Below are 26,387 nucleotides of genomic sequence, written 5' to 3' on the forward strand. Positions count from 1 at the left end.
CCACGTTTGGGTCGATCCATGACAAGGTATGAGCTCTTTAAGGTTTTGGCAAATCAACAATTCAACTTCTTTGCCCCGTCCCGGACCTCTTGCCGCCCTACCTGCCAGGGAAGGTTGACCTCCCCCCTGTGAGCCCTCTCCATTTAGTGCAATGGTTCCAAAAAACACCGTCGCTTTTCATGAAAAATTCCCAATAAATAGCCACGGTGCTGCTCCAGAGGGAACATCACGGTCAAGCGAGCCGCACCCCACACCCTCCACCTCCTGAAAAGAGGTTGCCTCCCTCCCCCAGCAGATATAAGGTAACCCACCTTAACTGCAATATATTTACTGCAGTCGAGTCGAAAATCCAGTTACGCTTAATCCCCATGATGCCTGGCGAGGCACGGCTTAATACAGGAGAGTAGCATGATTATAAGAAAGGAAAGAGTGACAGATATTGAGGAAATTACTCAAGTCACAGTCGCGGCCTTCAAAGATCTCCCGATCAGCAACCACACAGAGCAGTTCATCATACAGGCATTACGTTCAGCCGGCGCCCTGACCATCTCCCTTGTCGCAGAAATTGAGGGGAAGGTTGTCGGCCATATTGCCTTTTCCCCTGTATCAATTGCTGACTGTACAGAAGCCTGGTACGGACTCGGCCCGATTTCCGTGTTGCCGAACCAGCAAAAACAGGGCATTGGCAGCTCTCTTCTCAACCAGGGATTGTCTCTACTCAAGGGATTGGACGGCCAAGGTTGTGCCCTGGTGGGAGATCCGAACTACTATAGGCGCTTCGGTTTCCGGAACTATCCGGGATTGATCTACGAGGGAGTTCCTCCAGAGTTTTTCCTTGCCTTGCCGTTTACCGAAAAGGTTCCCCAAGGCATTGTCCTCTTCCACAAAGGATTCCTGGCAGAGAGTTAGCCAGCACAACGAACGGACCAGCTCTCCACTCCTCTGCCGCTCCATTCCATCCCAGGGCAAGGCTCCTGTTGCCCTGTCCCCCCCTCGACCAGCTCTATCTATTCCTTTTCCTCTACCAAAAGTACAGACACGAGAGAAGAGTCGGCTCGAACATCCAGGGGCGACTCAAAGGATACCTGCCGTAGCTCATTCTATGCTGTTTACCGGTGGCCGAATCTAAGATCTAAGCCAGAACCGGGAATATTGAAGAAGCACGGGACCGGGTGGCCTGCCTTTTCGAAAAAGAAAGCAGGAGTACACCCCGTTCCTGCGCCGGATGAGAGCCCGGCCAGGGAGCCTCTCCCAAAAGAGCCTTACGCCAATCCCCTGGTATTTCAGACAAATACCACAAGGTCGTCCCCCCCGCACTGTTAACACATTAGAATTTTGTATTAATTGAGGTCGATGAATCAGATCTTCCTATTTGACTTGTGCCCGTTTCTGTTCAACATATGGGTAAGCAGCACTACACAGTCCAAGGTTAAAGACAAGGAGATTTCATGCGACCCAAAACAGTGGTTAATACCCTCATAGCTCTATCTGCGCTGCTTTGGCTCGGCGATGTGGCCTGGGGGCAAGAGCTCAGGTTCACTGCCATCCCGGATCAGGATACTGCCCGGCTGGAACAGCGTTTTACCAGGATCGCCGACTACCTCAGCCAAGAGGTGGGTATTCCCTTTAGCTATGTCCCGGTCAAATCCTACGGGGCCTCGGTGCAGGCCTTTAAAAACAACCAGGTCCAGCTGGCCTGGTTCGGTGGTCTCTCCGGTGTCCAGGCCAGGATGGCCGTCCAGGGCTCCCAGGCCATTGCCCAGGGCGAGGAGGACCAGCATTTCGTCAGCTACATCATTGCCCACCACTCCACCGGTCTGCAGCCGGCAGAGACCCTGCCCGAAGCGATGCGAGGCATGAGCTTCACCTTTGGCGCCAAGGGCTCCACCTCCGGACGATTGATGCCCGAATATTACCTCCGTCTCCACTTCACTCAGGCCCCGGAGAAAATCTTTCAGACCGTGGGCTTCAGTGGCGACCACTCCAAAACCATTGCCCTGGTCCAGTCCGGCAGCTACCAGCTGGGCGCGGTCAACTTCAAGGTCTGGGAAAAGGAGCTGACCCGTGGCACCATCGATCCGGGCAAGGTGCAGGTGATCTGGAAGACGCCGGAATATCCAGACTACAACTGGTCAATACGCGGCGATCTGGACCAACAGTTTGGCCAGGGGACGGCGGCCAAGATCAGGCAGGCCCTGCTTTCCCTGGACGACCCGGCCCTCCTGGATACCTTCCCTCGCAGGCGCTTCATTCCCGCCGACAACAGCCTCTACCTGCCGATCCTGGAAACCGGGAAGGCCATCGGTATTTTCAGGTAGGAGCAGCTGGGCCCAAATGAAGGATCGTCCATGTCACCACAACCACCCACACCATGGCCATCGCCCGTCGCTCCGAACGCCGGTGCTTAGCCTTGATCAGGAAACCATTGCCTATGACGGCTGCATCGCCTTAAACGATATCTCCCTGCAGATCGGCTGTGGTGAAAAAGTCGCCCTGATCGGTCCCAGCGGAGCCGGCAAGACCACCCTCTTGCGCCGGCTCTACCAGCTCAGGCCCGGGGAATGCGCCTTCATCCATCAACAGTATGCCCTGGTGCCACAGCTCAGTGTCTTCCACAACATCTACATGGGCAGGCTGGATCATCACTCCACCCTTCACAACCTGCGCACCCTGATCAGACCAGGCCTACGGGAACGGGAGGAGATCACCGTTATTGCCGAGTCCCTGGGCCTGGCTGAAAAGATCTGGACCCGGACCGGCGCCCTCTCCGGCGGCCAGCAGCAGCGGGTGGCCATTGGCCGGGCCCTCTACCGGGGCGGTAGCATCCTGATGGCCGATGAACCGGTCTCCTCCCTTGATATGGTTCAGGGGCGTGAGATCATCCAACTGATCGTTGATATCGGCCAGACCGTTATCTCCTCGCTCCACCTTGTGGAGCTTTCCCTGGAGTACTTTGACCGCATCATCGGCCTGGCTCGTCAACAGCTCGCCTTTGATCTCCCGGCAGGGCAGGTTTCCCAGGCAGATCTGGATGAACTCTACGGCTGAGCCATGGTCCGCACCTCTCTCTCTTTCCTGGCCCTGGCCGGGATTGCCCTGCTCTTCTCCGACCTCTCCATCTCCACCCTGGATCCCTGGCAGGAGCTGGGACGGATGCTCCAGGGGATGCTCAGTCCCCGGATAACCGACCCCTGGGAGCTGGCCAGGGGTCTGGCCCGAACCCTCAGCATCGCCCTCTTGGGCATCAGCCTGGCTGTTGCAGGGGGAGGCCTCTTTGCCCTCTACTTTGACCACAGACCCGTGCGCCTGTTCTGCGCCTTTATCCGGGCCGTACACGAGCTGTTCTGGGCCCTTCTGCTGATGCCGCTGATGGGCCTCAACGCGCTCTGCGCTGTGCTGGCCATCGCCATCCCCTATGCCGGGGTCTTTGCCAAAGTCTATGCCGAGATCATCCAGGAGTCGGAGCGACAGGCCACGGACAGCCTGCCACCCGGAGTTAGCCGGCTAAGCGGCTTTTTCTTTACCACCCTGCCGCTTATCTACCGCGATCTCAAAAACTACACCTCCTACCGCTTTGAGTGCGGCCTGCGCTCCAGCGCCATCCTCGGCTTTATCGGCCTGCCCACCCTGGGATATCACCTGGAAACCGCCTTCAGCGAGGCGCACTACAGTGAGGCAGCAGCCCTGCTCTACTGTTTCTTTCTCCTGATCATCTCGCTGAAATATTGGGCCCGTCCCGGTTTCATCGTGGTTCCCCTGGTGGCGGCCCTGCTGTTGACCTCCTGGGAGTCATCCCTGTCGCTTGCAAATATCACACGCTTCCTGAGCTACGATATTCTCCCCTGGCCCATGCGGGAGGCGGGCTTCTACGATGGCAGCCGCAGCGTGGCCTTCTCCCTCTGGCCCACCCTGCTCTGGTGCAAACAGGTTCTGGTGGAACAGGCGCTGCCCGGTCTCTGGCTCACCCTGCTCCTCTCCCAGATCGTGCTGGTGGGCAGCGGCCTCTTTGCCCTGAGCGGATTTCCGCCGGCCACGACGCCCTTGAGCTCACCCGCCGGCAGGGGCCTGGCTCACCTTCTGCTGGTGGCACTGCGGACCACGCCGGAATACATCCTGGCCTACTGCTTCCTCGTGCTCTGGGGGCCGTCCATGCTCCCTGCCATCGCCGCCCTGGTGCTGCACAACGGGGCGATCCTTGCCTACCTCAGTGCTCGAGACGCCGACGGGATCCCCCTGCCCTTTGATGCCTCCGAGGGCAGGCTCAACCGCTACTGCTACGAACTGCTGCCCCGCCTCTATGGCCGATTCCTGGCCTTTCTCTTCTACCGCTGGGAAGTTATCATGCGGGAATCGGCCATCCTGGGAATCCTGGGGCTACATACCCTGGGGTTTTACATCGACAGTGCCATGAGCGTGGATCATCTTGACACGGCCATGCTCCTGATTCTGGTCACGGCCCTGGCCAACATGGGGGTGGACAGTTGTTCCCAAGAGATCAGGCGACGGCTGAGGATCTCAGCAGAGTTCACCTCCTCGACCTGAGTGCGGCCGCTTTCCACAATTTTTGGACAGTCTGGCGATCTTTGCTGGATATCTCCATGCCATAAAAGGAGCATCACAGGCGCAGCTCTGCTGGCTGCGCGATGAACCACTCTTTTTAAGGAGATTATTTCATGCAAAAAAACACCGCAGCTGCCCAGATGTCCCAGGCAAAAAACCATCGTTTCGCCACAATCCTCATGGCCCTGTGTCTGCTCCTGGTCAGCTCGACACTCTGCAGGCCGGCCCTTGCAAAATGCCCTGAGCAAAACCGGCAGGGCGAGGGGCTCGGCTCTGTCCAGCGCAACACACTGCTTGATCAACGGGCAGCCTTTAACCAGGAGATGATCGGGCTCCTGGCAGAGGAGGCCAGGCTTGAAAACAGCATGGAGCGGCTCATGCTTGGTGAACAGATCCCGGTGGAGGCCCTGGAGGCAAAAATCAGGAAACGGGCTGAGCTGGAGATCCAGATGGAAATGCTGCGGGTGGCAGCCCTTGCCGACCTCAAGAGCCTGTTAGGCAATCGGCAATGGGAGCAGTATCTCGACCAATATGTCGAGCTTGAGGATGAGACAGGGGAGTGTGATTGTCATCGGCTCATACCTGGGGTACTCTTTGGCACCAACTTTTCCCACGACTACTTTGCAGAGATGGTGCTCTGCTGGTAAACGACCAGCTGCCCCGGAGGCTCTCCCGGGACAGCTGCCCGCAGCCTTGCTCCACAAAAGGCAGCCAAATTCTCTCTCCTCCCGTGTTGCGGCAGAAAATCCTTACCAGGAAGAGGAGAAGTTGGTTGTCCCGTTGAGCCACTCACATCCCACGATTGAGATCAGATGAACTTAAAACGACTCACCCTGCGCTGGAAGATTTTCCTGGTTATCCTGGTCACCAATGTGGCTGTTATCGCCGGGATGTTGCTCTTCATGCTCTACTCCTTCACGGCGGGCTTCAGCGAGTATACCGGCCGGCTGGAACAGGAACAGCTGCAGACCCTGAGCAGCAGACTGGCCGCGCTCTACCAGGATCAGGACTCCTTCACCTTTCTCCAGCGGGACCAGGGGATTGCCCGCTACCTGGAAGAGTTGCTGCTGGAAGAGATGGCGGCAGCCATGGAGGATGAGGCAGCGGCAGAGGAGGGGCAAGGGCAGGGCGAGCTCGAGGAGTTGCCGGTCTTCTTTGTGCTGGACCCGGAAAAGCAGCCCCTCTTTGGCGGTGAGGAGTATCCCCGGGATACCACCCTGCTGCCCATCCTGGTCAGCAGTCGCACCGTGGGCTGGGTCGGGCTCCATGACCCTGAACTCTTTATCGAGCAGCAGATATTTATCGACGGTCAGTACCGCGATTTATTTGGGATTGCCGCCCTGGTGCTCTTCTTTTCCATTAGCGCCTCCCTGTTGGTGGCCCATCATTTTGAAGGACGCTTAAGGGTCATTGCCGATGCCACCCGGGCACTGGCCAGGGGGAGCTACACCAGCCGTATCCCGGTGCGCTCCAGGGATGAGCTGGGTAAGCTGAGCAGGGATTTCAACTCCCTGGCCGTGACCCTGGACGAGAATGAACGCAACCGAAAAAAATGGGTCGAGGACATCTCCCACGAGTTAAAGAACCCCCTGACCCTGATCAGCGGTGAGTTGGAGGCGGTGAGAGACGGCATTCGCCCCCTGGCACCCCAGACCATCGATCTTCTCAGCACAGATATCGAACACCTGAAGAAGCTGGTCAATGATCTCAACGAGCTCTGGCAGACCGAGGCCGGAGCCATGCGCTTTCAGCCGGCAGAGCTGGAGTTGGAGCCCTTGCTCAGGCAGGTGGTGGAGGGCTTTTACCAGCAGTTTGATGACCGGCAGCTTACCCTGGAATACCGGGACTGGCCAAGCTGCCCCCTGAGGGTCCTGGCCGATGAACAGCGGCTCCGCCAACTGCTGACCAACCTGCTCCAGAACGGGCTCTGCTATACCGACCCGGGAGGGCTGACGCAGGTGCTGCTGGAGCAGGAGGCAGGGGAGGCCTGCATGGTCATCCAGGATTCTGCCCCGGGAGTTCCCCGGGCAGCCTATACACAGCTCTTTGAGCGACTCTATCGGGTTGAACCTTCCCGCAACCGGGAATTCGGCGGCGCCGGGATTGGCCTGGCCATCTGTAAGAACATCACCCTGGCCCACGGGGGGTCCATTACGGCCGAGCCCTCTCCCCTGGGCGGCCTGCTCGTTCGCATCCGGCTGCCGCTCTTGCCCTGAACCCTGAGGAGAATCCAGGCCATGCAACAGAAGATACTGATTGTCGAGGATGAGGTGAGGGTAGCCGAGCTCCTGGAGGCCTACCTCCTTGAGGCCGGCTTCAGCCCGGAGAGCCTCCACAGCGGGGCAGGGGTCATCCCCTGGGTACAGGAGCATCCTCCCGACCTGATCCTCCTTGACCGGATGCTGCCGGAAAAAGATGGGCTGACCATCCTCAGGGAGCTGCGGGCCTTCTCCGAGATACCGGTGATCATGGTGACCGCCAAGTCCGAGGAGATCGACCGGCTTCTGGGGCTGGAGATCGGTGCAGACGATTACGTCTGCAAGCCCTACAGCTTCAGGGAGGTGGTTTCCCGGGTCAGGGCGGTGTTGCGCCGCAGCAGGGCAGGCCAGTCCCAGCCTCAATCTCAGGACCAGCCTCAGGAGCAGCAGGCCAACGGTCTCTTCGATGAGGGGGCCTTGACCGTCTGCTTTGGCACCCGGAGCATGGCGCTGACCATGCTTGAGTTTAAACTTCTCCAGACCCTCTGCGCCCAACCGGGAAGGATCTACTCCCGTGATCAGCTGATGGCCCGGATCTACCCGGACGACAGAATCGTCAGTGACCGGACCATCGACAGCCATATCAGCAAACTGAGAAAGCGGCTGGAAAAGGAATGCAGCCTCCGGGAGGTGATCACCGCTGTCTACAGTGCCGGCTACCGCTTCAACCCCGAGGCCGTGTGAAGGGAGGCAGGCCGGGGCGAACGCTTTCCCCTGGAGAGAAACTCCAGGAAAAGGGGAGGGCTGCATGGCTCCTCCAGGACTGGATGCCCGCCTGCGCGGGAATGACAGTCCAAAAAGTGACTAACGGAGAGGTGAGAGCCCCCGCTGCCCATGGCTTGGATATCCGGATCGAGCCAAAAAGCATGGCGCCGGGTCTTTTCTTTGGCCAAGCAGAAAAATGAAACAGTGACAGGATTCAAACCAGAGCGATCAATTCCATTCACAATAAAAAGAGCATGAAACAGAACCTCAAGGCCATCACCCATATGTACGACACGGTTGCCAGGGAGTGGGCGGTCCAGTTCGCTGCTGAGCACCAGCACAAAGCCAAGGACCGGGAGGTTCTGCTGAGATTCAGCGAAGATCTCCAGGGGCGTCAGCCGGTTTGGGACCTGGGCTGCGGCCCTGGTGCCACCACCGCCTACCTGAAGAAGCTTGGGGTTGAGGCATCCGGACTCGATCTCTCGGCAAAGATCCTTGAGCAGGCCAGGAACGCTCATCCCGGCATCCTCTTTCAACAGGGGGACATGCTCAAACTCGGCTTTTCAGACGCCACCATTGCCGGGATAGTCGCCTTTTACGCCATCGTCCATTTCCGGGAACAACAGGTAGAGACGGCATTTCAGGAGATATTTCGTGTGCTGGAGGCCAAGGGAGTCTTTCTTTGCAGTTTTCATATAGGGGAGGGAAGCATCCACCTTGATGAATTTCTTGGAAAAAAAGTCGATATAGAGGTGATCTTTTTCCCTGTAGCCTTTATCCATCGTTGCCTGAAAGATATCGGTTTCCGGCAGATAGAGATCATTGAGCGGGAGCCCTATCCGGGAGTAGAGTATCAGAGCCGCAGGGCCTACGTGTTTGCCACCAAGCCCTCCCGGTAAGGCTGCTCTCCCTGCACGCTGCCCTTTCTGCTGGCCGGGATTGCAATGAGGCCTGGGTGTATCCTTGCTCTCCTTAAGCCGGCGCTAACAACCCGCTCCCTTGCAAAATTCACTTTACGTGCACAATCACTCGGGACCTTTGTGGCTACAGACGAGTATCGAAGAAATCAACAAAAAAAAATGACCTTTAATCCATCTAGTTAACAACAAAATGTGCAATCGTCTCCATGTCGCAGACTGCAGATGAATCCAGCTGCCCGCTCTTCTGCACATCATTTTGCTGATTCGAATAAACAATATTTACATCATAAGGAATTCTCGCCTGGGTCTTCTCTTGATATTTTCTCCATCGTCTACAAACAGATCCATTAATCCTGTACTCTCCTCTCTCAGCTTTTTCTATTTTTTTCTCGCATCTCACCGTGCGATGGTCTCCTGTGCAACGCATCCACTTGTGCCCAGGATAAGGTCCCTGAACAGTAGTATTTCTACACTCATCGATGTAACAGTCGTCTGTAGCGTGAAAGGTAACAGTCACCACAACATCCGACCCCTGTGCAAAGAGTGGAACAAAAAAAAAGGATGTAAAAAAAAGAAACAAAAATCTCACAAAACCCATACCCCCCCTGACCATCAGCACACGCCGCAACAATACGTTCAATTAAGGAAAAACCGGACTACAGGTTCTCTTTCCTGGCAACATCTGGATCATTACCCCACCTCTCCAGTCGCGCCCATTCGCTTCGCAGATAACACTATCCACTGGCCCCTCTACAGTTAATCAAGGCTGCCTTGCCCTTCAGCCCTCCAGCTTGGCCAGATCCCGAAACTGTACCGCCTCAGTTAAGACTGGCCATGAAAGGTATAGATATTGCGCGCATCTTAAACTTATCTTAAAAAACTAACTGCCTTGCTGAAAAACCCAAAAAATATCATCCTGGCAAAGCTGGATCCAAGGCGCATATCTCTCAAAGGCTGAACCGTTGAAAAGGGCAGGGGATGTCCGGGAGACAACTGTTTATCCTATAAAGATGTTTCTTAAAAAGGCGTGAAGAACAATGAGACCTGAGCTTGCTACAGCGGTCCTGGAGAAGACACCGCCCCATAAGTTTTCCCCTCCAGTCACGATCTTGAAAAAGATAGTCAGAAGGAGGCAACTCTTAGAGGTTCTGCTTACCGGCAGAACCACACAGAAAAAGTTGGTTTTTATTGAAGCACGCGCCGGTGCGGGGAAATCGGTTCTTGCCCAACAGTATTTTGAGCAGTGTGAAACAGCACAGGGCTGGTTCCAGGTCAGTGCAGAAGACCAGGATCCCATGACACTCTTTAGTGCTGTCTGCGCCCTCTTACTCCGCACTCTCCCTGAATTTCAATCTCCAGGCGTTGTTTCCTCCCTCGCCACAGGAGTTATCGCCCCCAACGAAGTCGTAGAATTTGCCAAGCTGCTGACAGAAGAACTTGCCGATTTAAAAAACCAGAGCCCCCTGGTGCTTGTGCTGGACGACCTCCATCTGCTCCAACCTTCCAAAGAAAGTTGCAGCTTGCTCTCCACCCTGATCCGTCACAGCCCCAGCTGGATCCAATGGCTGCTGGTATCACGTGTACCTGTTGACACTTTAGTTAAGACCAGAACAGGGGATACAGCGGTTCTTCGTATTGAAGATCACCACCTTAGGCTGAAGGTGGAAGATATTGCCCTGTTGCTGCGATCAATGTATGGCCTCGGCCTCACTATCGCTCAACTGAACGAGATACACCGGATAACAGAAGGCTGGGCCATGGGGGTCGCCCTGGTTGGTGAACAGGGAGCTGACCGCTTCATTCAATTCAACAGCGAGTTGAGCAGACGAGAGCGAGGCAAGCACCTTTCATCCCTCTGCAACTATTTTCTTATCAATATTTTCAGGGGGTATTCTCCGGAGAGGGTTGCCGAAATCATGCAACTCGTCTTACTGGACGAGCTCGAACTGCCCCTGGTAAAGACACTACTTGGAGAGGAGAAAGGACGATGCCTGCTGGAAGAATTAAGAGATAATAACCCCTTTATCCGCTGCCTCCAGGCAGAGAGGGGCATCTACAGCTTCCACCACCTGTTTTACTCCAGCATCCGCCCCTATGCTGAGTCACAGTTACCGGAAGAGATCCGGCAAAGGGTCGTGAGAGAGGCTGTAGAATACTACTCCGAGCAAAATGAAATTGAAACTGCCCTGAAGTATGCAGCTCGCAGCGAGGACCGTTCCCTCCTGGAAGAAACGATAGCTCGGTTCGGGGCGGAACTGTTTAATTCCAATCGAATCGTAACAATACATACGTATCTCTCCGTTTTTCCCAAGGAGGAGATCCTTTGTAAACCGCTGCTGAGCCTCTTCTTTGGGATATGTCTTCAGGCCATGAATCCTGTTGAGGCGCAAGCCTTCCTGGAGTCAGCATGCAAAGGGTTCCTTAATGAAAACAATGCATTGGGTGAAATCCAGGCCAGGTGCCAACTGGTTGAGTTTTTTATCCTGATCAAAGGGATGTTGGCAGAGGGGGCGGAACATGTGGTTAAAATCGAAGAGCTCTACAATGAACTCTCCGCTGTGCTGCCGCTTCCTGTGAAGGCAAGAACTCTATATATACTTGCCGAGGGCTACTGCTATATCATCGCGAACATAGAAAAAGCCCATAATTATATCGATCTGGCCACCAGGCTTTGTCTTAATAATCAGCTCCATAACGTCATGGGCGGACTTGCTGTTATCAGCAATTATCGGTATGGCTTTGTCGGCAACTGGCAGGGATTTGCGCAGAATATTGAAGAAACCTATCACCTACTGGCTAAACCAGAGGTTTCAAACCTGGCTAAACTCTTTCTTAAGCTTTCCCACATCAACCTGCTTGAGATGATTGGGGATTTCAAAAACTATACCCATCAGCGAAATCGCCTGGAGGAAGGTGAGCTTCAGGAGTTGATCCGACAGACAATTCTTCACCCCTTTCTTTATATTTTTGACGCTGACCATGCCATAGCAGAAGGCAGGCTTGAAGATGGACTGGAAACCATCGAGAAAGGCGTACACGGCGGGATTGCCTTTGAAAAACCACATACCCGGAGTCAGTACCTTCATTATAAGGCCTATATCCTAGCATTAAAAAAAGATAAGCAGGGCGCTCTGCGTTGCTATGAGGAGTCCTTAAAACTGAGACAGCAGGCTGGAGGAAATGCCTTCATTGTCCTGAATCATCAGATTTTGGGCATCACCTGTCTCCACCTGGATCTATATGATAAGGCCAGGCAGCACTTTCAAGCCGCAGAAGAGCTTATGCGTGGGCTGGGATCAGAATTTCGCTGGGCAAACACGGATGCACACCTGGCCTATTACTGGTTAAAAAAGAAAGAGACAGCCAAGGCATTGCTTCCAATCGAAAACTGCCTGAAATACCTGCGCAAAAAGAACCATCGCTATTTCTTTACCTGGACCCCTGAGGTCATGACTACGGTTTTGTCCGCAGCATTAGAACATGGCGTTGAGCAGGGCTATGCCAGGGTGCTTGTCAAAGAGCAGCTAAAGGCAGGGATCAGTGGTTCCAACGAGCTCATTCCTCGGCTGCACACTCACATTCTGGTACAGCCAACAGGGGATGAAACTGAGAAAAAATATTTTCAGCTCAACACCCTGCCGCGACATCAACGGCAGCTGCTCATGGGATTGTTTTTCAGTCCGGGAATGCAAATGTCCTTCTATGAGGCTGCATTCTTGCTTTGGCCTGAGAAGAAGGACGACAAAGACAGTGACAGGCTCAGGTCAAGTATGGACACCCTGATCTCCAAACTTCGCAAGCAAATCAAAAAAACCGTCCTCCCGGTAGCTCCTCAAGAGTACCTGGTGGTCAAGAAGGGAACCATCGGCTTGCGAAACTGGCAGATAGATGGCGTTGATTTTCTACAACATCTGCATGATGGGAAAAAGTTGGCAAGCATGGGAAGGCAGTGGCAGGCAAGCAATGCCTTTCATAGGGCCTTTGCCTTGTGGTCTGGTGATGGAAAGATTGACAGCGCACTATTTGACCATGGAGAAGAGCACCTGGACGAACTCAAGCATCACTTCTTAACCGGAGCCAAGGTCTGGAGCCATATATTGATCGCAAGCAATGATATCCATGCCGCACGTTCTCTCAGCAACAAGGCCTTTAGACTTGTCCCGGAAGACACGGCTATAGCCAGGCAATGCTATGACCTGTATGCTCAAACCAAGGACAGCTTTGGTTGTAAAAAGGTATTGAGGCAACACAGGGAAGCCCAGCAGAAGATGAATGAGAGTGAGGCAGAAACCGCATTAGCCATGGAGCGTTTCTGGGGGCAAGACGATTGAAAGATCGTGACAGAGGGTCGTTTGGTATCTTTTTCCATACCTTGAGCCTGCACGATAGGGCTCGCACTCTCTGCCCCCTGCTGCCCAAAGCCCCCCTCTGAAGCTAGCTGAGCGATCTCAGTTTCCTCCATACGCCTAACGCTTTATTCCAACTTGACAGCAAGAACTGCCTCAGGGAGTGGAGCCGGCTCTCCGCTCCAGGGCTATGTTGCTGTGGGGTCACAATGACAAAATGAGAGTAGAGGTGGACCCACCAAAAGACCTGACGTGGGTGTAAAATGCAACGAGCCACCACAACCCCCCACCAGGAACCGAGACCGTAGTAGACCTTCAACCACCACAGCGGGGGGATGAAGGTGGCAGACAAGACGCCAGCCAGCCTCTCCTTGCCCTCAAGTTCCTTGAACCTTCTTTGGGGCCAGCCACGAAAGGGGAGCGGCTCTCGTCTTTTGCCCCTCTCTCCTTGGGGGAGAAAAGGCTCTGGAACCCTCTTAAAATTCCATGGTGAGATATGGTGGAGCAGGGGCAAGGCCCTCACCAGGATCGGATAGTGCCGCTGCAGGTGCTGCCAATCGAGTGAGTGGTAATGCCTCTCTACAAACCCGATTATGTCTGCAGCATGGATCAACCGATATGGCTCATAGCTGAGCGGAGCCCGAAAACCATGCTGAAAGAGATAGTGCAGCATCTCTTCATGGTTGAAGGTGAGCACCTCAACCCCAGCAAGCATGAACCTCTCAGAGGATTCAAGCAGATAGGCAAAATCGACTTCAGGATAATAGGGCGGGCAGTGAGGATAGAGCCCCCTGTGCAGTTCAACGTAAAGATCCAACTCGCCGACGGTCTTATGAATCGCTGGTAAATGATGATGATCTGCGGGAATCGGCGAGGCAGACTGCGAAAACCCTGCAGCCAGCAACAGCTCCTGGGCACGGTCGACTTCATCTTGCTGAAAGAGGAGGTCAATATCGCGCATTGGCCGAAGCGCAGGATCAGGATAAAGGGTGTGGCAGAGGGCAGCTCCCTTGATGACGATTGGAGTCAGCTGATTACGCCGGCAAATTTCCAAGATCTCGAGGAGGAGCTCTGAACGGACCTTGGCCTGATGCTGGTGTCGCCTGTAGAGGATATTCAAGCTTCGCCGAACCGTGTCCGGAAAAAGGCTCCCTGAGGCCAGCAGCTGCCTTCTCAAGAGCGGGGCCATCCCCTCTCGTTCCGCCCGCCTCAGTACCCCTTGCCAGTCTACAAATCCTCGGCAATATTCCCGCAGCATGGCATAGTGAACCTCATGTCCTTCAATTCGAGCACAGACTTCAAGGAGAGGACAGCGAACCATTTAAAAGAGGCCGGAAGAGGTGTTGAACAGGGTATGGAGGTCCGCAAAACTGCTGTACCTCAGTTGAAACGAGCGGCACTGCTTGACGATGGCAGCAAGTTCCGATACCCCATGTCCACTCAAATTCCTGGCATTGACATGGGACTCCAAGAGATACAGACTACTCTTGGCCGGCGATATCTCCTCCCAGGCCAGAGCAGCCCCAGGCCGGTACTCTGGGAAAATCACATCCGTGACGCTTGGCTGCCGGGCGATAAAGCCCGGGCAGAGTAAACGATGGGGGATCATCGAACCCTGCTCAGAGGAGAGTATTCCTCCCTTGTCCCCCCCTGGGAAGAGCCATGATTCAGGCGGGTTGTTCACCTTAAGGTTAAGCGGTCGGGTCAGGGGCAGCGTCTGTCCTTTTCCGGTCAACAAAACGAGCTCATCGCTCAGGTAATGAAAGCCATGGGAAATGAGCCAGCCGGTGATGGTGCTCTTCCCCTGGCCGCTCTTCCCGGGGAGCAGAATGCAGCGGTCGCCCCTAAGAACCGCAGCGGCATGCAAGGCATGGTGCGTGGCATGGCTGTTGATACAGTGGAAGATGACCTCATTCATCAGCGTATAGGCCAGTTGATAACGAGACGCTCCGGAGTAGAGCCTCCGCTCTCCCTGCCAGAGGGACAGCATCGGTTCCGGAGCGGAGGAGATAATGGCGTATCGCCTTGTCCGGGCGCCTGAGGCTGGAGCGGAAAAATCCAAAAACAGAAACTCTGCAAGGGCATAGGCGTCGCGGTTGTTGCACTCTATGGCAAAGAGCTGATCAGCGAACCCGGTTTGGTATACCTTGGGACGACTCTTCATCCTTAAACTCCATCACAGCGTGGGACTGAGGCCTGTTCAACCTCAACAGGCCGGGATAGCCCGGCCAGGATAAGGGATAGCCAGGTACATTGCCAACGGCTCATAGCTGCGAAGATCAGCTCAAAACCTGCCACAGACGAGTACACTTTTTTTGCCACCTTGTCCCGAGCGGAGAAAACTGCTAGCCTACCCAGGAAGATGTTCCTCTTGATATCATCGCCTGTCCAGCCAGATGCAAGCCAGCGACACGGAAAGATGCCTTCCTTTTTTTCGGTGGTTTTCGAGCCGTCCCCCCTCTTGCTGATGAGACTGAAGTCCGAAGGGTAGCGTAAGAAGATAGGGCTGCCCTGCCCCTGACAACCCTGTTCAGAGTGCAACCATGACCCCACCATATGTGCGCGCAATAGTCACAAAAACCAAAAACGGCCTCTTTGCAGTGGATCCTGAAGATAACGTTATCGGCCGCCAGCTGCAATGGTCTGGCGACTATGGAGCCGCAGAGCTGAGCCGGATCAGGGCCAGGATCTCCCCGGAAGACAGCATACTGGTGCTTGGAGCCCATATCGGCACCCTGGCAATCCCTCTGTCGAGGTGGTGTCAGCAGCTTGTTGCCGTCGAGGCAAACCCCGACACCTTCGAGTTGTTGACCATGAATCTGGCGCTGAACAGCATCGACAACATAGAGGCCGTTCATATGGCTGCAAACGACAGGGCAGGATTTCTTCCATTTTTATTGAACAGAAAAAACTCCGGTGGAAGTAAGCGCGTCCCAAAACACAAAAAATGGATGTACTACTATGACAACCCCAAACAGGTAGATGTTCAAGCCTTCAGACTGGATGAATACTTCAAAGAGCAGAAATTTGATATCATCCTGGTAGACATCGAGGGGTCTGAATTCCATGCCCTCTCTGGAATGCAGAGACTCTTATCTCAGTGCAAACTCCTTTGCATAGAATTTCTGCCTCACCACCTGAAATATGTCAGCGAGGTGACGGTTGATCAGTTTTTAGCGGTTATCCAACCCCATTTCTCGAAGCTTACCATCCCCTCGAAAGAGCGTGTTGTACCATCATCCGAAGGCAACATAGCGCTGCAGGAGATGTATGACCTTGACCAAGAGGACGAAGGACTCCTCTTTGAAAAAGAGGAACCCCAACAGTGAAGCCTGGGCCCGGGAGAGCCCGGGCCTTCCACCCGTTCAAACGAACGGGGAGACTCAGCAATGATCAGGCAGGCGCGACAGAGATAACGCTTTCACCAGGTTTTCCCCAGGAATGGGAGCAGGGCCTGGCACCTGCTCTCGGCCAGATCGCCCTCATAGGACTCGGTGGCTGCTTCCCAGAGCGCCTCCCAGTGGGCGGCGTCAAAGGTATTGGCCCCATGAAAGATATAGGTATAGAGCCGCGGCAGGTCTAACAGGGCAACAGCTCCGTTCTCGACAATCTGTTCGCTGACCACCGTGTCTTCCCCCTTCGAGAGCTCCGGATACAGGGGCATCTGCTCCTTTTCACAGAGAAACGATCCCTCCCACAGGCGTCGGCACGAGATGGCAAAACGGCGGCTTTCAGGCCACCAGATCTGCTGGCGTTCTAAAAAACAGGCCTTTGCCTTAAGGTACTTGAGAGCAAAGAGTTGCATGGAGAGCCTGTCCCGATCACTCAGATCGTCATCATCCCACTGGGCCAGATAGCTTCCTGTGGCCTTTGCCACGGCTATATTGCGCAGCTCACCCAGACACTTTCCCTCAGGAGGCAGAGCAAAGTAAACGACCCTGCTGTCGTTTAAGCCCCTGATCCATCGCTTGAGGATCTCATCGGTGCTGTCGTCAATGATGATCAACTCACGATTCTGATAGTACTGCTGTTGAAAACAACGAATCGCACGCTGGGCAAAGAGCGGACGATCCTTGGTGACCATCAGGCATGAAATGCGAGGCGGATCTTCCAGCCCAGAGATAAGGGCTTGGGCCTGGGGCTGCTCAATCCGTGCTGAGCCTGCATGCTGACCCTGCAGATATAAGGAGAGTTTCAGCGCCGGAGCTGATCGGTCCACGGTCTCTCGCCACCAGCTCCCCTGCCAATGGTGAACCCCATAGGCCTTGGCCGCAAGTTGCTCACGAACAGAGGCGTCGAGGTCATCCCAGCAGGTTTCATTGCATATCGGATAGAGCAGCTCTGCTGGCAGGAGGGTGAGCGTGTACCTCCCTGGATAGGAGGCATAGGCCCGGCTGAGCATAAACGGCCCGGTAGCATCAAGGGGATCCGGGAGATGAGAGCAGGCGGACAACTGGGCAAACAGATGAGGCCAAAAAGGGTGGCCTGGGGGAGAGGCCATAAAGGCGTTACAGATCAACTCTCCACGGATTCGCCCCTTGCGGGCATGCCGTTCACGATGGGGATCAGGTTCGCGGCCGACAACAACCTGTCCGCTCTCCAACAGGGCGTCAATGGGTTTCAGACATTCAAAATCCAGATCCACATACACGCCGCCATAGTGAAAGAGGATGAAGTAGCGCGCCGCATCCACGCGCATGATCTGCTCAGGGTAGGCAGCAAAAACCGGAAGAAACCAGCCATAGTTTCGGCGGATAAACTCCTGGATATCCGCGTCTGTCCACAGGCACAGGCTCCAGTCCAGGTGCTGCTGCCGCCATGTTTGCCGGTAGCGTGCACAATCCGGAGGAAGGTCCTCGTCTTTCCAGGTTTGATGCAAGATTCGCGGGATGACAGGCTGGCCATTCTCCTCTTGCCTGGGGACGCCCTGATTGACCGAGATGGAGTTGAGGGCAAGGGTTTGGGGGCCAAGCCAGGGAGAAAGATCGAGTCTGAGACTGTTCTGGATGTTACGCATCAACACCTCATAGAGGTCTCCATCAAAACAGGCTGTTTCTTCTTGCCAGATTGCCTCCCAGCCGGCCCTACCCTGAGGAGAACCCAGGGAGGAGATGATGAGGTAGAGTTGGGGGAAATCAATGAGGGCCACCTCACCCTGGTCAGCAATTTCCTGAAACCTTTGGGGCTTCTTTCCTCTGGCTTGGCTGAACGCAGATGTACAGCATGACTTTTTACAAACCAGCGAATTTTCCCAAAGGTTTTGAGCCGAAAAGATGAGCTGAGCCTTCTCCGGCCAACAGTATTGCAGACGTTGCAGAAAAGAGGCCTCCAGCTGCAACTCCTGGAGAACGGCCATCTGCACCTCCAGACGATGGGGAGCAAAGAGATCTCCTCCATGCCAACAGGCGATAAACTCTCCGCCGGCCTCGGCTGCAAGAGCGAGCCACCCTCCATCCTCCATCGACGCCAGGGAAGCCACCTCTATGCACCGTATTTCAGGATCCTGCAGCTGTGCAATCCGTGAAACCAGTTCAGCCATCCCATGATCAACGACGATGAGCAGTTCTTTGTGGCCGTAGGTCTGGCGCCGGAAACAGTGGATTGAACAGAGCATAGCATCGACCCCTCCACCTGCCACCAGGATACAGCTCACCTCTGCCTGACGACGCCCCTGAGGCCGAGTTCGGCGGCCGGTCTCGATCTCATCCAGGGTGGTGGCTCGCTCCAGATTCCCATGATCCAGGACCCTTATGGCGACGCTCTTTGCCCTGGCAGTGACACTCGTCGGCCACCAGCTGCAGTGCCAGTAATGTATCCCATAGGCGCTCCTGGCGATCCGGCTGCGTTGAACAGGATCGACAAAGATGGGCCTCTCCTGGGTGTCTGCCTCAAGGGGATAGAGCAAGCCTTCGGAGAGAATGGAGATATCTTCCGGATAACCATATGAGGCATGTGCCGTCGTCAACAAGAAGGGCCCGGTGGCATCCAAGGGGTCCGGGGCCTGGCGATAAACAATCAGCTTAGTAAAGAGATGCTCCCAGAACGGGTGCCCTGGCCGGGAAGCCATAAAGGCGTTACACACCATTTTCTGAAATGGCTGCACCGTTGGCTGATGTTGCTCCAGGTGTGCATCTGGCTCGCTGCCCAGCACCAGCTGTTTCCCCTCCAGCAGGTCATCTATGGGCTTGAGACATTCAAAATCCAGGTCAACGTAGACGCCCCCGAAATGGAAGAGGAGAAAATAGCGGACCGCATCCACACGCATAATCTGCTCAGGGTAGGCGTCATACACGGGAATGAACCAGGGATAATAACGTCGCAGGAACTGCCGGTTGTCCTCATCGGTCCACAACCTATAGCTCCAATCCGGGTGACAGCTCTGCCAGCTGCGTTGAAAGCGGGCTAACTCGGCGGGCAGATGAGCATCCTTCCAGGTCTGGTGGAGTATTTTCGGTATCCGGGTTCCCTTGACCCTGCGGCCGCTCTCTTTGACCGAGGCAGGCTCTTGAAGGGGAAGGATATATGGAGCGGAGCAAACAGACCCTTTTCCCTTTCCGCATCGCTGGAGATAGGTTTCGATCTCTTGACAGGCCCTTGCCAGTCCGTCCTCCTGGCGAAGCTTATCGCCCAAGGCCTTTGCCCTGGTTTTCATCTCCCTGGAGAGAACCTTTTGGCCAAGCACCTCAACCAGGCCGTCCTCGCTCATCTTAAAGGGATGCATGGCAGCGCCGACCTTCAGGTTGGCCGCCACCCGGCTGGCATTGTAGAGCTGATCATTGCCATAGGGTTCAATCAGCAGCGGACATCCCTGGCGGAGAGCCTGGGCAATGGAACCGATTCCACCATGCTGCACGGCACATGCTGCGCGGGCAAAGAGCCAGTCATGGGGAAGAAAACCCGTAAACATGATCTCTGCCCGCTCACATTCCGCAGGGAGATCCTCTTCCGAAAAATCGGCCCAACCCCGCTGAACCAGTAAGGGGATTTTCAGGCGACTGGCTGCCCTGGCATGGATCCGGAGTGCCTTTGCCGGTTTTTCAAGTGGTTGACTGCTAAAGCTCAACACAATGGGAGAGCGCTCCATAAAACGGTGTAAGTCGCTATCCGCTTGCCAAGCCATCGAGGCCGGATCCCGATAGTTCCAGAAGCCGGTGATATCAATACTCGAAAAGGGTTGAAACTGATTCAGATCCGGACAACTGAAATGGCGACTACTGGCCAGAAGGACATGGGGTGCAAAGAGCCATCCTGGAGACCAGGGCGGGATCCTCCTCCTGATGCCAAGCTCTTTAAAGGCAAGCAAGAGTTGTGGTTTTAAGGCCGCATATTCCAACTGGAGGGCGCGAAGCTTAGCCCCTTGCTCCTCTGCGGTTCCAGGCTGCCAAAAGGTATAGGGGTTGACGGAAACGGTCAGCCACGGCAGCTCCACCATCTGTTGGACCACAAAACCCAAGGCGCGAATAGAGGTGGAGATAAAGAGATCTGCGCCCTGACATAACTGCGCCAACGCCCCTGCCTGCAGAACAAAACCATGGAGATCAAAGGGTTTCGGGTCTGGCTGATTCGCTCTGTTATGGTGGGGATAATTCCAGAAATCCCAGGCATGGGCATGGGCACGGGCATACTCAGGACCACGTTCGATATCTGGAAGCGCCACGGCTTCCAGGCCAAGCTGGCTGGCAGAGGGATGCATGGCCTGATTAATCACCATTCTGACCCGGTGGCCCTTATCCTGCAGAGACCGGCCAAGGGCCAGAAAAGGCCAATGATCACCAAACGTTCCGGAGGTATAGATAACAATAACAGCCATGGCCGCCAGGGTCTTTGCGTAAGATTGAAAAAGAATCAGCCCATTGCCTGTTGAGTGCAGCCGGGGAGGGGAGAACCCTACTGCGCCGACACCATTGCCCTTCTCTTAAGGCCACCTTTAGAGGGAAGGTTTCAGGAAAGCTTAGCTCTGGTTCTGGATGGTTGCACTGAGCCAGTTGCTCGAGCGACCGCTCACCTCGAGATTAATGTTCAGGGTTTCACCGTAGGCATTGGCATTGGTGATGAAATTAAACCCCAGTTCTCCGGTACAGGCGCTGCCTGATAGCTCGGCGCCCTTAATCTTGCCAACAGGCGCTCCAGAGGGAAAATCAAGCTCCCCTCCGTTGGAGATGGTGTATTGCAGGCTTGTAGACTCTGGATCCACCTCGCAGAGTTCATCCTCATAGCTGAGTTGGGCGTGGCAACCCATTAAATCACGACTATCATACCTGGACGACAGAGAGCGGCTGCGACGCCACCCGCCTATGGAAAAGTTACCAAGAACAGGGCGATCATTGCCAGGCTGTGCAGGCTGTTCAGATGCCCCAGGCTGCTCTGGCTGTTCAGACGCTCCAGGTTGCTCTGCTTGCTCTGGTGTACCGGAGGTAGCAGCATGGGCCGGCAAGACGATGAATTCAATCACCGGCCTGGTCCATTGGACTGGCAAGAGCAGGGGAATCCCGACAACGCCGGCGCTGACGGTCATCATTTTCAAGAGTTGACGACGGCCTGGAGCAGGATCACGGTTCTCCTCTGTCGCCGGATGATCTCCCTTCAATTTTTCATCCATGGAATCCTCCTGAAATGCCGGGGTACATTTACTCCAGGCCTTGATCTTGATCGAAAAATCTCATTTTTCAGAGCAGCCACCAAAACCAGATTCTCACAACCTGGTTAGGGCAGATCATTCAGCGCCAGAGAGCTCAATTACCCTGTTTGACTCAAACAGAGCCAAGGCGTCGACAACATCTGAGCTGATCTGATCCTGCTGTTCAGGATAGGCCTGTTTCAGATAGGCAATGATCTCTCCGACACTACACCCCTCTTTGCAGAGCTGCCAGACAGCATGGGCGGATTCATTGAGGTACACGGCTTTATTTCCACTCACGGTATAGAGCAGAATTTCGCCATCAAAGCTTTCGACCATATAGTCTTGATTTACTTTAAACTTTAAACCATTATCCATGTCAAAACCTAGAAGTTTTGATAAAATAAATATTTCCAGAATACACCATATCGATACATTTATCTCAGATAATTCTCGCTTCTTTCTTTCCAGCTGTTCACCCTTTTCCCCGGTGCCCCAACCCTCAAAGGCACTGCTTGAGCAGTGCGTTCCAGCCACTCTCCTCGCCAGACCACTCACTCTGATCCGGGTCCAGGACAAAGGTGTCAGCTTTCCCCAAGAGTGATGCGCTTGCCCTGTCCGAACGTGTCACACAATGGAGCCGTATAGGTCCACCATAGAAGCGAGTCAGGCTGTCGCGTAATCTCTGTATCGTGGCCGCGGAGAAACGATATCGATGTTCTTCCCCGCTGGTAAAGACTGCACTCTCAAGATTGTTCTGGGTGTTTGAGACGAAGAAGCGGGTATTCAGTGGGTCGAGGCGGGCAAACTTCTCACGCTGGTGGGCAAGCTCAGACAGTTCGTGATTAAAAGTCGCCTTGATGTCCAATCTCGGTTGGGTAGGGCCCCATCTCGTCTGGATGGAGCGGGTATAAAATCCGTGCCAGAAATAGATATCGAAACGCTGCCACCAAACCTGGCCCTTTCGCACATCGAGTTCGCCTCGCTCAAAAAGCGGCATGCCGGCATCCAGCCAATCCGCCAGGCTGTCGGGTGGGCAGATCAACCAGTCGATCGGACCCTGCGCGAAAGATAGACGAAAGGGCTGTTCTCCGACGAATCGAGCAAGTTGAAAGGCGGTCTGGCAGGAGAGACCGGCGCTTGCGAGGCTTATCATGAGACGAGCTTCCCTTGATTTTCCAGAAATGGTATAGCGGTAACCGATGAAACCCGTACAGAATAGTACATGGGTCGACCTTCTTTCCAGATCTTTCACTCCCGAGGACCGTCGTGCATTCCTCTTTTTGCTGCCTTACTCTCCGTAGCCTGACCCTGTTTCCCGACCAACGCCCTGTACAGCGTACAGCGGCTTAGAGTTTGGTCCCCTGCCCCTGTTCGGCATTGTGGACGATCTCTTCCAGCCTGCGCAGGAACCAGGGGTCAGCGGCGTGACGTTTTTTTCCCTGGCGAATGAGTTTACGTAGTTTTTTCAGGAGCTGGGCCTGCGCCTGCTGGTCACGGGTCCCGGGCCGCTCTCTGTAAATGCCCTGGTTGTCCTGGTGCCCTGGACTGTGCATGGCTCCATAGAGGCTCTCCATCAGGGTGAGGGTAATCTTGCCGTCCACCAGCAGCCGTCTGTCCTTTTGGTATCGCCTGATGGCCCGGCGGGTTTTCTTGCCCATGACCCCGTCGAGCTGGTGATGAAAGTATCCCAGCCTGGCAAGTTGCCGCTGCACCCGCAGTACCGTGGCAGGATCGCCGTACTCCAGCATCCCCCCGCTGTTGGCGTGATGTCCGACCAGAAGCAGTTCCTTTGCCCAGCGTCGCTCCCCGGGGGAGAGCTGGCTGCCGATGGTTCTCTTGAGTTCGCGGGCAGGAGCGATCCCCTGGCTTGCCGCCAGGTGTAGCCATCTGTAGGCGAGCAGTTGGTCCCTGGCCGTACCCTCGCCGGCGGCATACATCATCCCCAGCATATATTGGGCGTGGGGGTCCATATCATGGGATAAGGCGGTGAACTGCCTTAGGGCGGTATGATAGTCCTGACGTTCATAGGCGTTCATGGCCGAGGTATAGCTCGCCGCAGCGACCAAGGTGGGCAGCGCCATGGCAAGGACAAGACCGACAAAGAGCAGAATTCGAAGAGGTAAGCGCATACTATTTCTCCTGGCTGGTTATGGACTTATACTCGTTAGTAGGGATAATGGCTGGCGGTGTTGCCGGCCTGCTGATTGGGGATGATGACGATCTCGACCCGTCGGTTGGCGGCATGACTGGAGGAGACCGGGCGGCTCTCGCCGTAGCCCACCGCGCTGATTCGTTGCGGAGCCACGCCCTCTTGGCTCAGGGCAAATTTCACCGCCTCGGCTCTCTGCAGGGAAAGTTGGCGGTTATACCGCTCCGAGCCGCTGGCATCGGTGTGACCGCCCACCTCGATCCGGGTCTGCTGGTACCTTTTGAGCACCCTGGCTATCCTGGCCACTTCGCGCTCTCCTCCGGGCAGCAGGGTAGCCGAGTTATGATGGAAGAAGGTCTCTCCCCGGAAGGTGGCGGTCAACACATCCTGACTCCTGCGGATGCTGGCGGCCTCGGAGGCTGCCAGCACATTTCTAAGCTCCTGCTCCTGATAGTCCATGTAACGGCCCAGCTGATTGCCGGCCACCCCGCCAACCAGGGCGCCGATACCGGCACCGATCAGGGTGGAGTCGGTATTCTTGCCAATGGCCTGGCCCAGGATGGCGCCCACCCCGGCGCCGACCCCTGTGCCGATGGCGGTGCCCTGTTGTTGGTTGCTGTTTAAAGGAGCGCAGGCCGTGAGTACGGCAAGCAGCGCTGCGGCCAGAACAGAATGCGGTACACTTTTTTTCATGGATCTTCTCCCTGGGATGGATCTGGTTGGCAGCTTGCCTGCTGCTTTGTAGGGTAGCTTGTCTTCTGGCTTCACTATAGGCAAAACAGTGCTCCTCCACACTCGACATAGGGGCAGATACCTGCCATATCGGGCTAGGTAACCCGATGTCGGGCCAGCTATCCCCCTGTTTATTGGTCCTTGTCTAGTCTGCCCGGCAAAGAGGCGCACCGGAACGGCTTCTCCGCCTGGAAGGGGAATTGTGGGACGCTGGCTGGGAGAAAGAGGGGAAAACAGGCTGCCGAGCCGGCGGCTGCCGCATCTGAAAGTTTTTTTTTAAGGGAGGACAGGGGAGGGGAGGGAGGAGGATGCGGCAGCTTCAGGCTCATCTGGGCGATGTAGGGCATCCGAGTCCCGGTCTCTGGCTGAGGTTTTAGCGCAGCCTGAAGATCAGAAAGAGGGTCCGCTGCCGCGGACTGAAGTTGCCGTCCGAGACCAGCACCAGCGTCCGACTGCCGTCTGCAAGCTCGGGACCAAAAGACATCCCTTCCATGTTGTCCAGGGAAGGGTAGGCTTCATCCGCAAGCGGCAGGAGCGTCTCCAGATCCAGAACCAGGCTCTTCTTCACAAAGGCCGTAGCGATGCCTTGTAATGAGGCCAGGCCCGAGACATCCTCCACCCCGTGCAGCTTGAGATGGTAGATCCGGAGAGACACCTTGTTGCCGGCAGGAAGCCAGCTCCTCTCCAGGCTGAGCAGGTTCTCCTCATCCAGGGCGAGCAGCTCCACCAGGCCGTTGTCTGCCTGGAAGGCGTTCAGGCCCAGGGGGTTGGGGATCGGGGAGACCAGGTAGGGATAGTGGCCAAGAACCTTGCCGGTGCGGTCATACTTGACGATCCGGATCGGCGAACCAGCCGCAACCGTGGCCCGCTCACCATCCTGCTTCAGGGCCTGTTCGTTGGCTGTAAAGACAAAGGCGCCATCCGGAGTCACGCTTAAGGATTCACAACCGAGATTCTCCCGTACGCCCTGATCGCCCTGGCCGGCCGGGAGAAACTGCGGCGGCAGCAACCAGGATCGGACCCAGCTGCCGTCTTGCTGAAACTCGGTTATGGAGGGTGCTCTTCCCTGCAGGACCGAGCCTTCACTGCTCACCAGCAGGTGGTGGTTGGTCAGCAGCGTTATACCTTCAAGATCTAACTGACCTCTCTTGAACCGCTCCCCTTTGGCGTCTCGGAAAAAAACCACCTCTTTGGGAGTGAGGCTGATCCGGGGATTCCTCTCCCCGGCCACTGCCGCCTCAATCCGGTAGTAGCGGGCCGGCTGGTGGTACGACCTGTCGTCGGATACCGCATAAAAGCAGCCCTTTTCCTGTTCATAGACCAGCCCGGAGAGACCGTTGAACCAGGTCCCGGCCACCATGGCATCGTAGGGGAGGTTTTGCTCGGCAATCAACTCCAGGCTCAACCCTGCGACGGGAGAGACGCTGAGCTGGATCAAGAGCAGGGTCAAGCAGAGCAACCGAGCCATCGCTGGTGCTCCTCGCCTTTTTTCAGGGTTCAGCACATTGCAGACTCCAGGGCAGGGAGTAGCCAGCTGCTCAGAGGCATCCGGACATCCGGTAAAACATCAGGGCGTTCAGGACCAGGCCGTGATCAATCAGCCCCTGCCTGACCATGGATTCCACCTCTTCATGGGAATGGAGAAAGCAGGCAATGTCTTCCATATCGTCAAAACGAGGTTCAGCGGTCTTCACCGCATCCCGCACCAGGACGGTGTAGCAGGAGTTGCGCTGCAGGGCCGGATTGGGACAGACCTTACCGATGATGTTCGGCTCCCTGCCCGTATAGCCGGTCTCCTCCAGGAGCTCACGGCAGGCCGCGCTCACCGGATCTTCACCGGGATCGATCATGCCCCCGGGGATTTCGATCTCCTGGCGGCGGCTGCCGTAGCGAAACTGGCGGATCATCACCAGGCGCCTCTCCGGCGTCACCGCAACCACATTCACCCAGTCGGAAAAATCAAAACGCACAAATTCCTTTTCCCTGCCGCTCCTGCAGCACCTGACAGGGCCGGAGGTGATGGTTGCCACCGGGGTTTTCAGCAGCTCTCGCTCTTCCGCCACTACCCATCCGTCCATGCTGTGATCATCGCCCATG

General features: G+C 55.5%; 21 protein-coding genes. 10 read left to right on the forward strand and 11 right to left on the reverse strand.

The window, feature by feature from the left end:
* Nucleotides 1-408: 408 nt before the first annotated feature.
* From G494_RS0118695 to G494_RS0118735, 8 genes are all read left to right on the forward strand, one after another.
* Nucleotides 409-909, forward strand: coding sequence for a GNAT family N-acetyltransferase (locus tag G494_RS0118695; protein WP_028585741.1), 501 nt, complete (start codon nt 409-411; stop codon nt 907-909).
* Between the two features lie 539 nt (nt 910-1,448).
* Nucleotides 1,449-2,318, forward strand: coding sequence for a putative selenate ABC transporter substrate-binding protein (locus G494_RS0118700; protein WP_028585742.1), 870 nt, complete (start codon nt 1,449-1,451; stop codon nt 2,316-2,318).
* 16 nt (nt 2,319-2,334) lie between these two features.
* Nucleotides 2,335-3,048 (forward strand): phosphonate ABC transporter ATP-binding protein, encoded by a 714-nt coding sequence (locus G494_RS0118705; protein WP_084457081.1) that lies wholly within the window; start codon nt 2,335-2,337, stop codon nt 3,046-3,048.
* 3 nt (nt 3,049-3,051) lie between these two features.
* The gene (locus G494_RS24470) at nt 3,052-4,542 is read left to right on the forward strand and encodes a PhnE/PtxC family ABC transporter permease (protein ID WP_035247566.1); all 1,491 of its coding nucleotides are present in this window, start codon (nt 3,052-3,054) and stop codon (nt 4,540-4,542) included.
* Nucleotides 4,543-4,673: 131 nt separating this feature from the next.
* Entirely contained in the window at nt 4,674-5,207 is a 534-nt protein-coding gene (locus tag G494_RS0118715; RefSeq protein WP_028585744.1) for a hypothetical protein, read from the forward strand.
* A gap of 165 nt (nt 5,208-5,372) precedes the next feature.
* Nucleotides 5,373-6,776: an ATP-binding protein gene (locus G494_RS24475; protein WP_051305875.1), complete on the forward strand. Its 1,404-nt coding sequence runs from the start codon at nt 5,373-5,375 to the stop codon at nt 6,774-6,776.
* Between the two features lie 21 nt (nt 6,777-6,797).
* Nucleotides 6,798-7,502, forward strand: a complete 705-nt coding sequence (locus G494_RS0118725; RefSeq protein ID WP_028585745.1) for a response regulator — start codon at nt 6,798-6,800, stop codon at nt 7,500-7,502.
* Nucleotides 7,503-7,777: 275 nt separating this feature from the next.
* Nucleotides 7,778-8,422 carry a class I SAM-dependent DNA methyltransferase gene (locus G494_RS0118735; RefSeq protein ID WP_028585746.1) on the forward strand — a complete coding sequence of 215 codons (645 nt, stop codon included), beginning with the start codon at nt 7,778-7,780 and terminating at the stop codon, nt 8,420-8,422.
* A gap of 196 nt (nt 8,423-8,618) precedes the next feature.
* Here the strand turns inward: G494_RS0118735 and G494_RS27050 are convergent, their stop codons facing one another.
* Nucleotides 8,619-8,843: a hypothetical protein gene (locus tag G494_RS27050; RefSeq protein WP_153305954.1), complete on the reverse strand. Its 225-nt coding sequence runs from the start codon at nt 8,841-8,843 to the stop codon at nt 8,619-8,621.
* Nucleotides 8,844-9,552: 709 nt separating this feature from the next.
* Between G494_RS27050 and G494_RS0118740 the strand changes: the two genes are divergently transcribed.
* Nucleotides 9,553-12,774 (forward strand): AAA family ATPase, encoded by a 3,222-nt coding sequence (locus G494_RS0118740; protein ID WP_208597713.1) that lies wholly within the window; start codon nt 9,553-9,555, stop codon nt 12,772-12,774.
* A 103-nt stretch (nt 12,775-12,877) separates the two neighbouring features.
* Here G494_RS0118740 and G494_RS0118745 read toward each other — a convergent pair whose 3' ends face one another.
* Together G494_RS0118745 and G494_RS0118750 are read right to left on the reverse strand one after the other, a co-directional pair.
* Complete coding sequence (locus tag G494_RS0118745) at nt 12,878-14,110, reverse strand: nucleotidyltransferase family protein (RefSeq protein WP_084457083.1); 1,233 nt, start codon at nt 14,108-14,110, stop codon at nt 12,878-12,880.
* On the reverse strand, nt 14,111-14,953 hold the full coding sequence (locus G494_RS0118750) for a hypothetical protein (RefSeq protein WP_028585749.1): 843 nt from the start codon (nt 14,951-14,953) through the stop codon (nt 14,111-14,113).
* Between the two features lie 379 nt (nt 14,954-15,332).
* Between G494_RS0118750 and G494_RS0118760 the strand changes: the two genes are divergently transcribed.
* Nucleotides 15,333-16,118, forward strand: a complete 786-nt coding sequence (locus G494_RS0118760; RefSeq protein ID WP_084457087.1) for an FkbM family methyltransferase — start codon at nt 15,333-15,335, stop codon at nt 16,116-16,118.
* A gap of 92 nt (nt 16,119-16,210) precedes the next feature.
* Here G494_RS0118760 and G494_RS25825 read toward each other — a convergent pair whose 3' ends face one another.
* The 8 genes from G494_RS25825 to G494_RS24490 all read right to left on the reverse strand — a co-directional run bounded on the left by G494_RS25825 (nt 16,211) and on the right by G494_RS24490 (nt 26,368).
* Nucleotides 16,211-20,599 carry a glycosyltransferase gene (locus G494_RS25825; protein WP_051305876.1) on the reverse strand — a complete coding sequence of 1,463 codons (4,389 nt, stop codon included), beginning with the start codon at nt 20,597-20,599 and terminating at the stop codon, nt 16,211-16,213.
* A gap of 141 nt (nt 20,600-20,740) precedes the next feature.
* A complete protein-coding gene (locus tag G494_RS27055; protein WP_153305955.1) occupies nt 20,741-21,388 on the reverse strand; it encodes a hypothetical protein in 648 nt (215 codons plus the stop codon).
* A 114-nt stretch (nt 21,389-21,502) separates the two neighbouring features.
* Nucleotides 21,503-21,943: a PqqD family protein gene (locus G494_RS27060; protein WP_153305956.1), complete on the reverse strand. Its 441-nt coding sequence runs from the start codon at nt 21,941-21,943 to the stop codon at nt 21,503-21,505.
* On the reverse strand, nt 21,909-22,661 hold the full coding sequence (locus tag G494_RS0118795) for a hypothetical protein (RefSeq protein WP_153305957.1): 753 nt from the start codon (nt 22,659-22,661) through the stop codon (nt 21,909-21,911). The genes G494_RS27060 and G494_RS0118795 overlap by 35 nt, the downstream gene beginning before the upstream one ends.
* Before the next feature lie 94 nt (nt 22,662-22,755).
* Entirely contained in the window at nt 22,756-23,538 is a 783-nt protein-coding gene (locus tag G494_RS0118800) for a peptidoglycan-binding protein (RefSeq protein WP_028585756.1), read from the reverse strand.
* A 35-nt stretch (nt 23,539-23,573) separates the two neighbouring features.
* Entirely contained in the window at nt 23,574-24,251 is a 678-nt protein-coding gene (locus tag G494_RS0118805; RefSeq protein ID WP_028585757.1) for an OmpA family protein, read from the reverse strand.
* A 412-nt stretch (nt 24,252-24,663) separates the two neighbouring features.
* Entirely contained in the window at nt 24,664-25,758 is a 1,095-nt protein-coding gene (locus G494_RS0118810) for an esterase-like activity of phytase family protein (RefSeq protein ID WP_051305877.1), read from the reverse strand.
* 70 nt (nt 25,759-25,828) lie between these two features.
* A complete protein-coding gene (locus G494_RS24490; RefSeq protein ID WP_161630020.1) occupies nt 25,829-26,368 on the reverse strand; it encodes an NUDIX hydrolase in 540 nt (179 codons plus the stop codon).
* Between the last annotated feature and the right edge of the window lie 19 nt (nt 26,369-26,387).

This window comes from Desulfogranum mediterraneum DSM 13871 (assembly GCF_000429965.1).
Lineage (GTDB): Bacteria > Desulfobacterota > Desulfobulbia > Desulfobulbales > Desulfobulbaceae > Desulfogranum > Desulfogranum mediterraneum.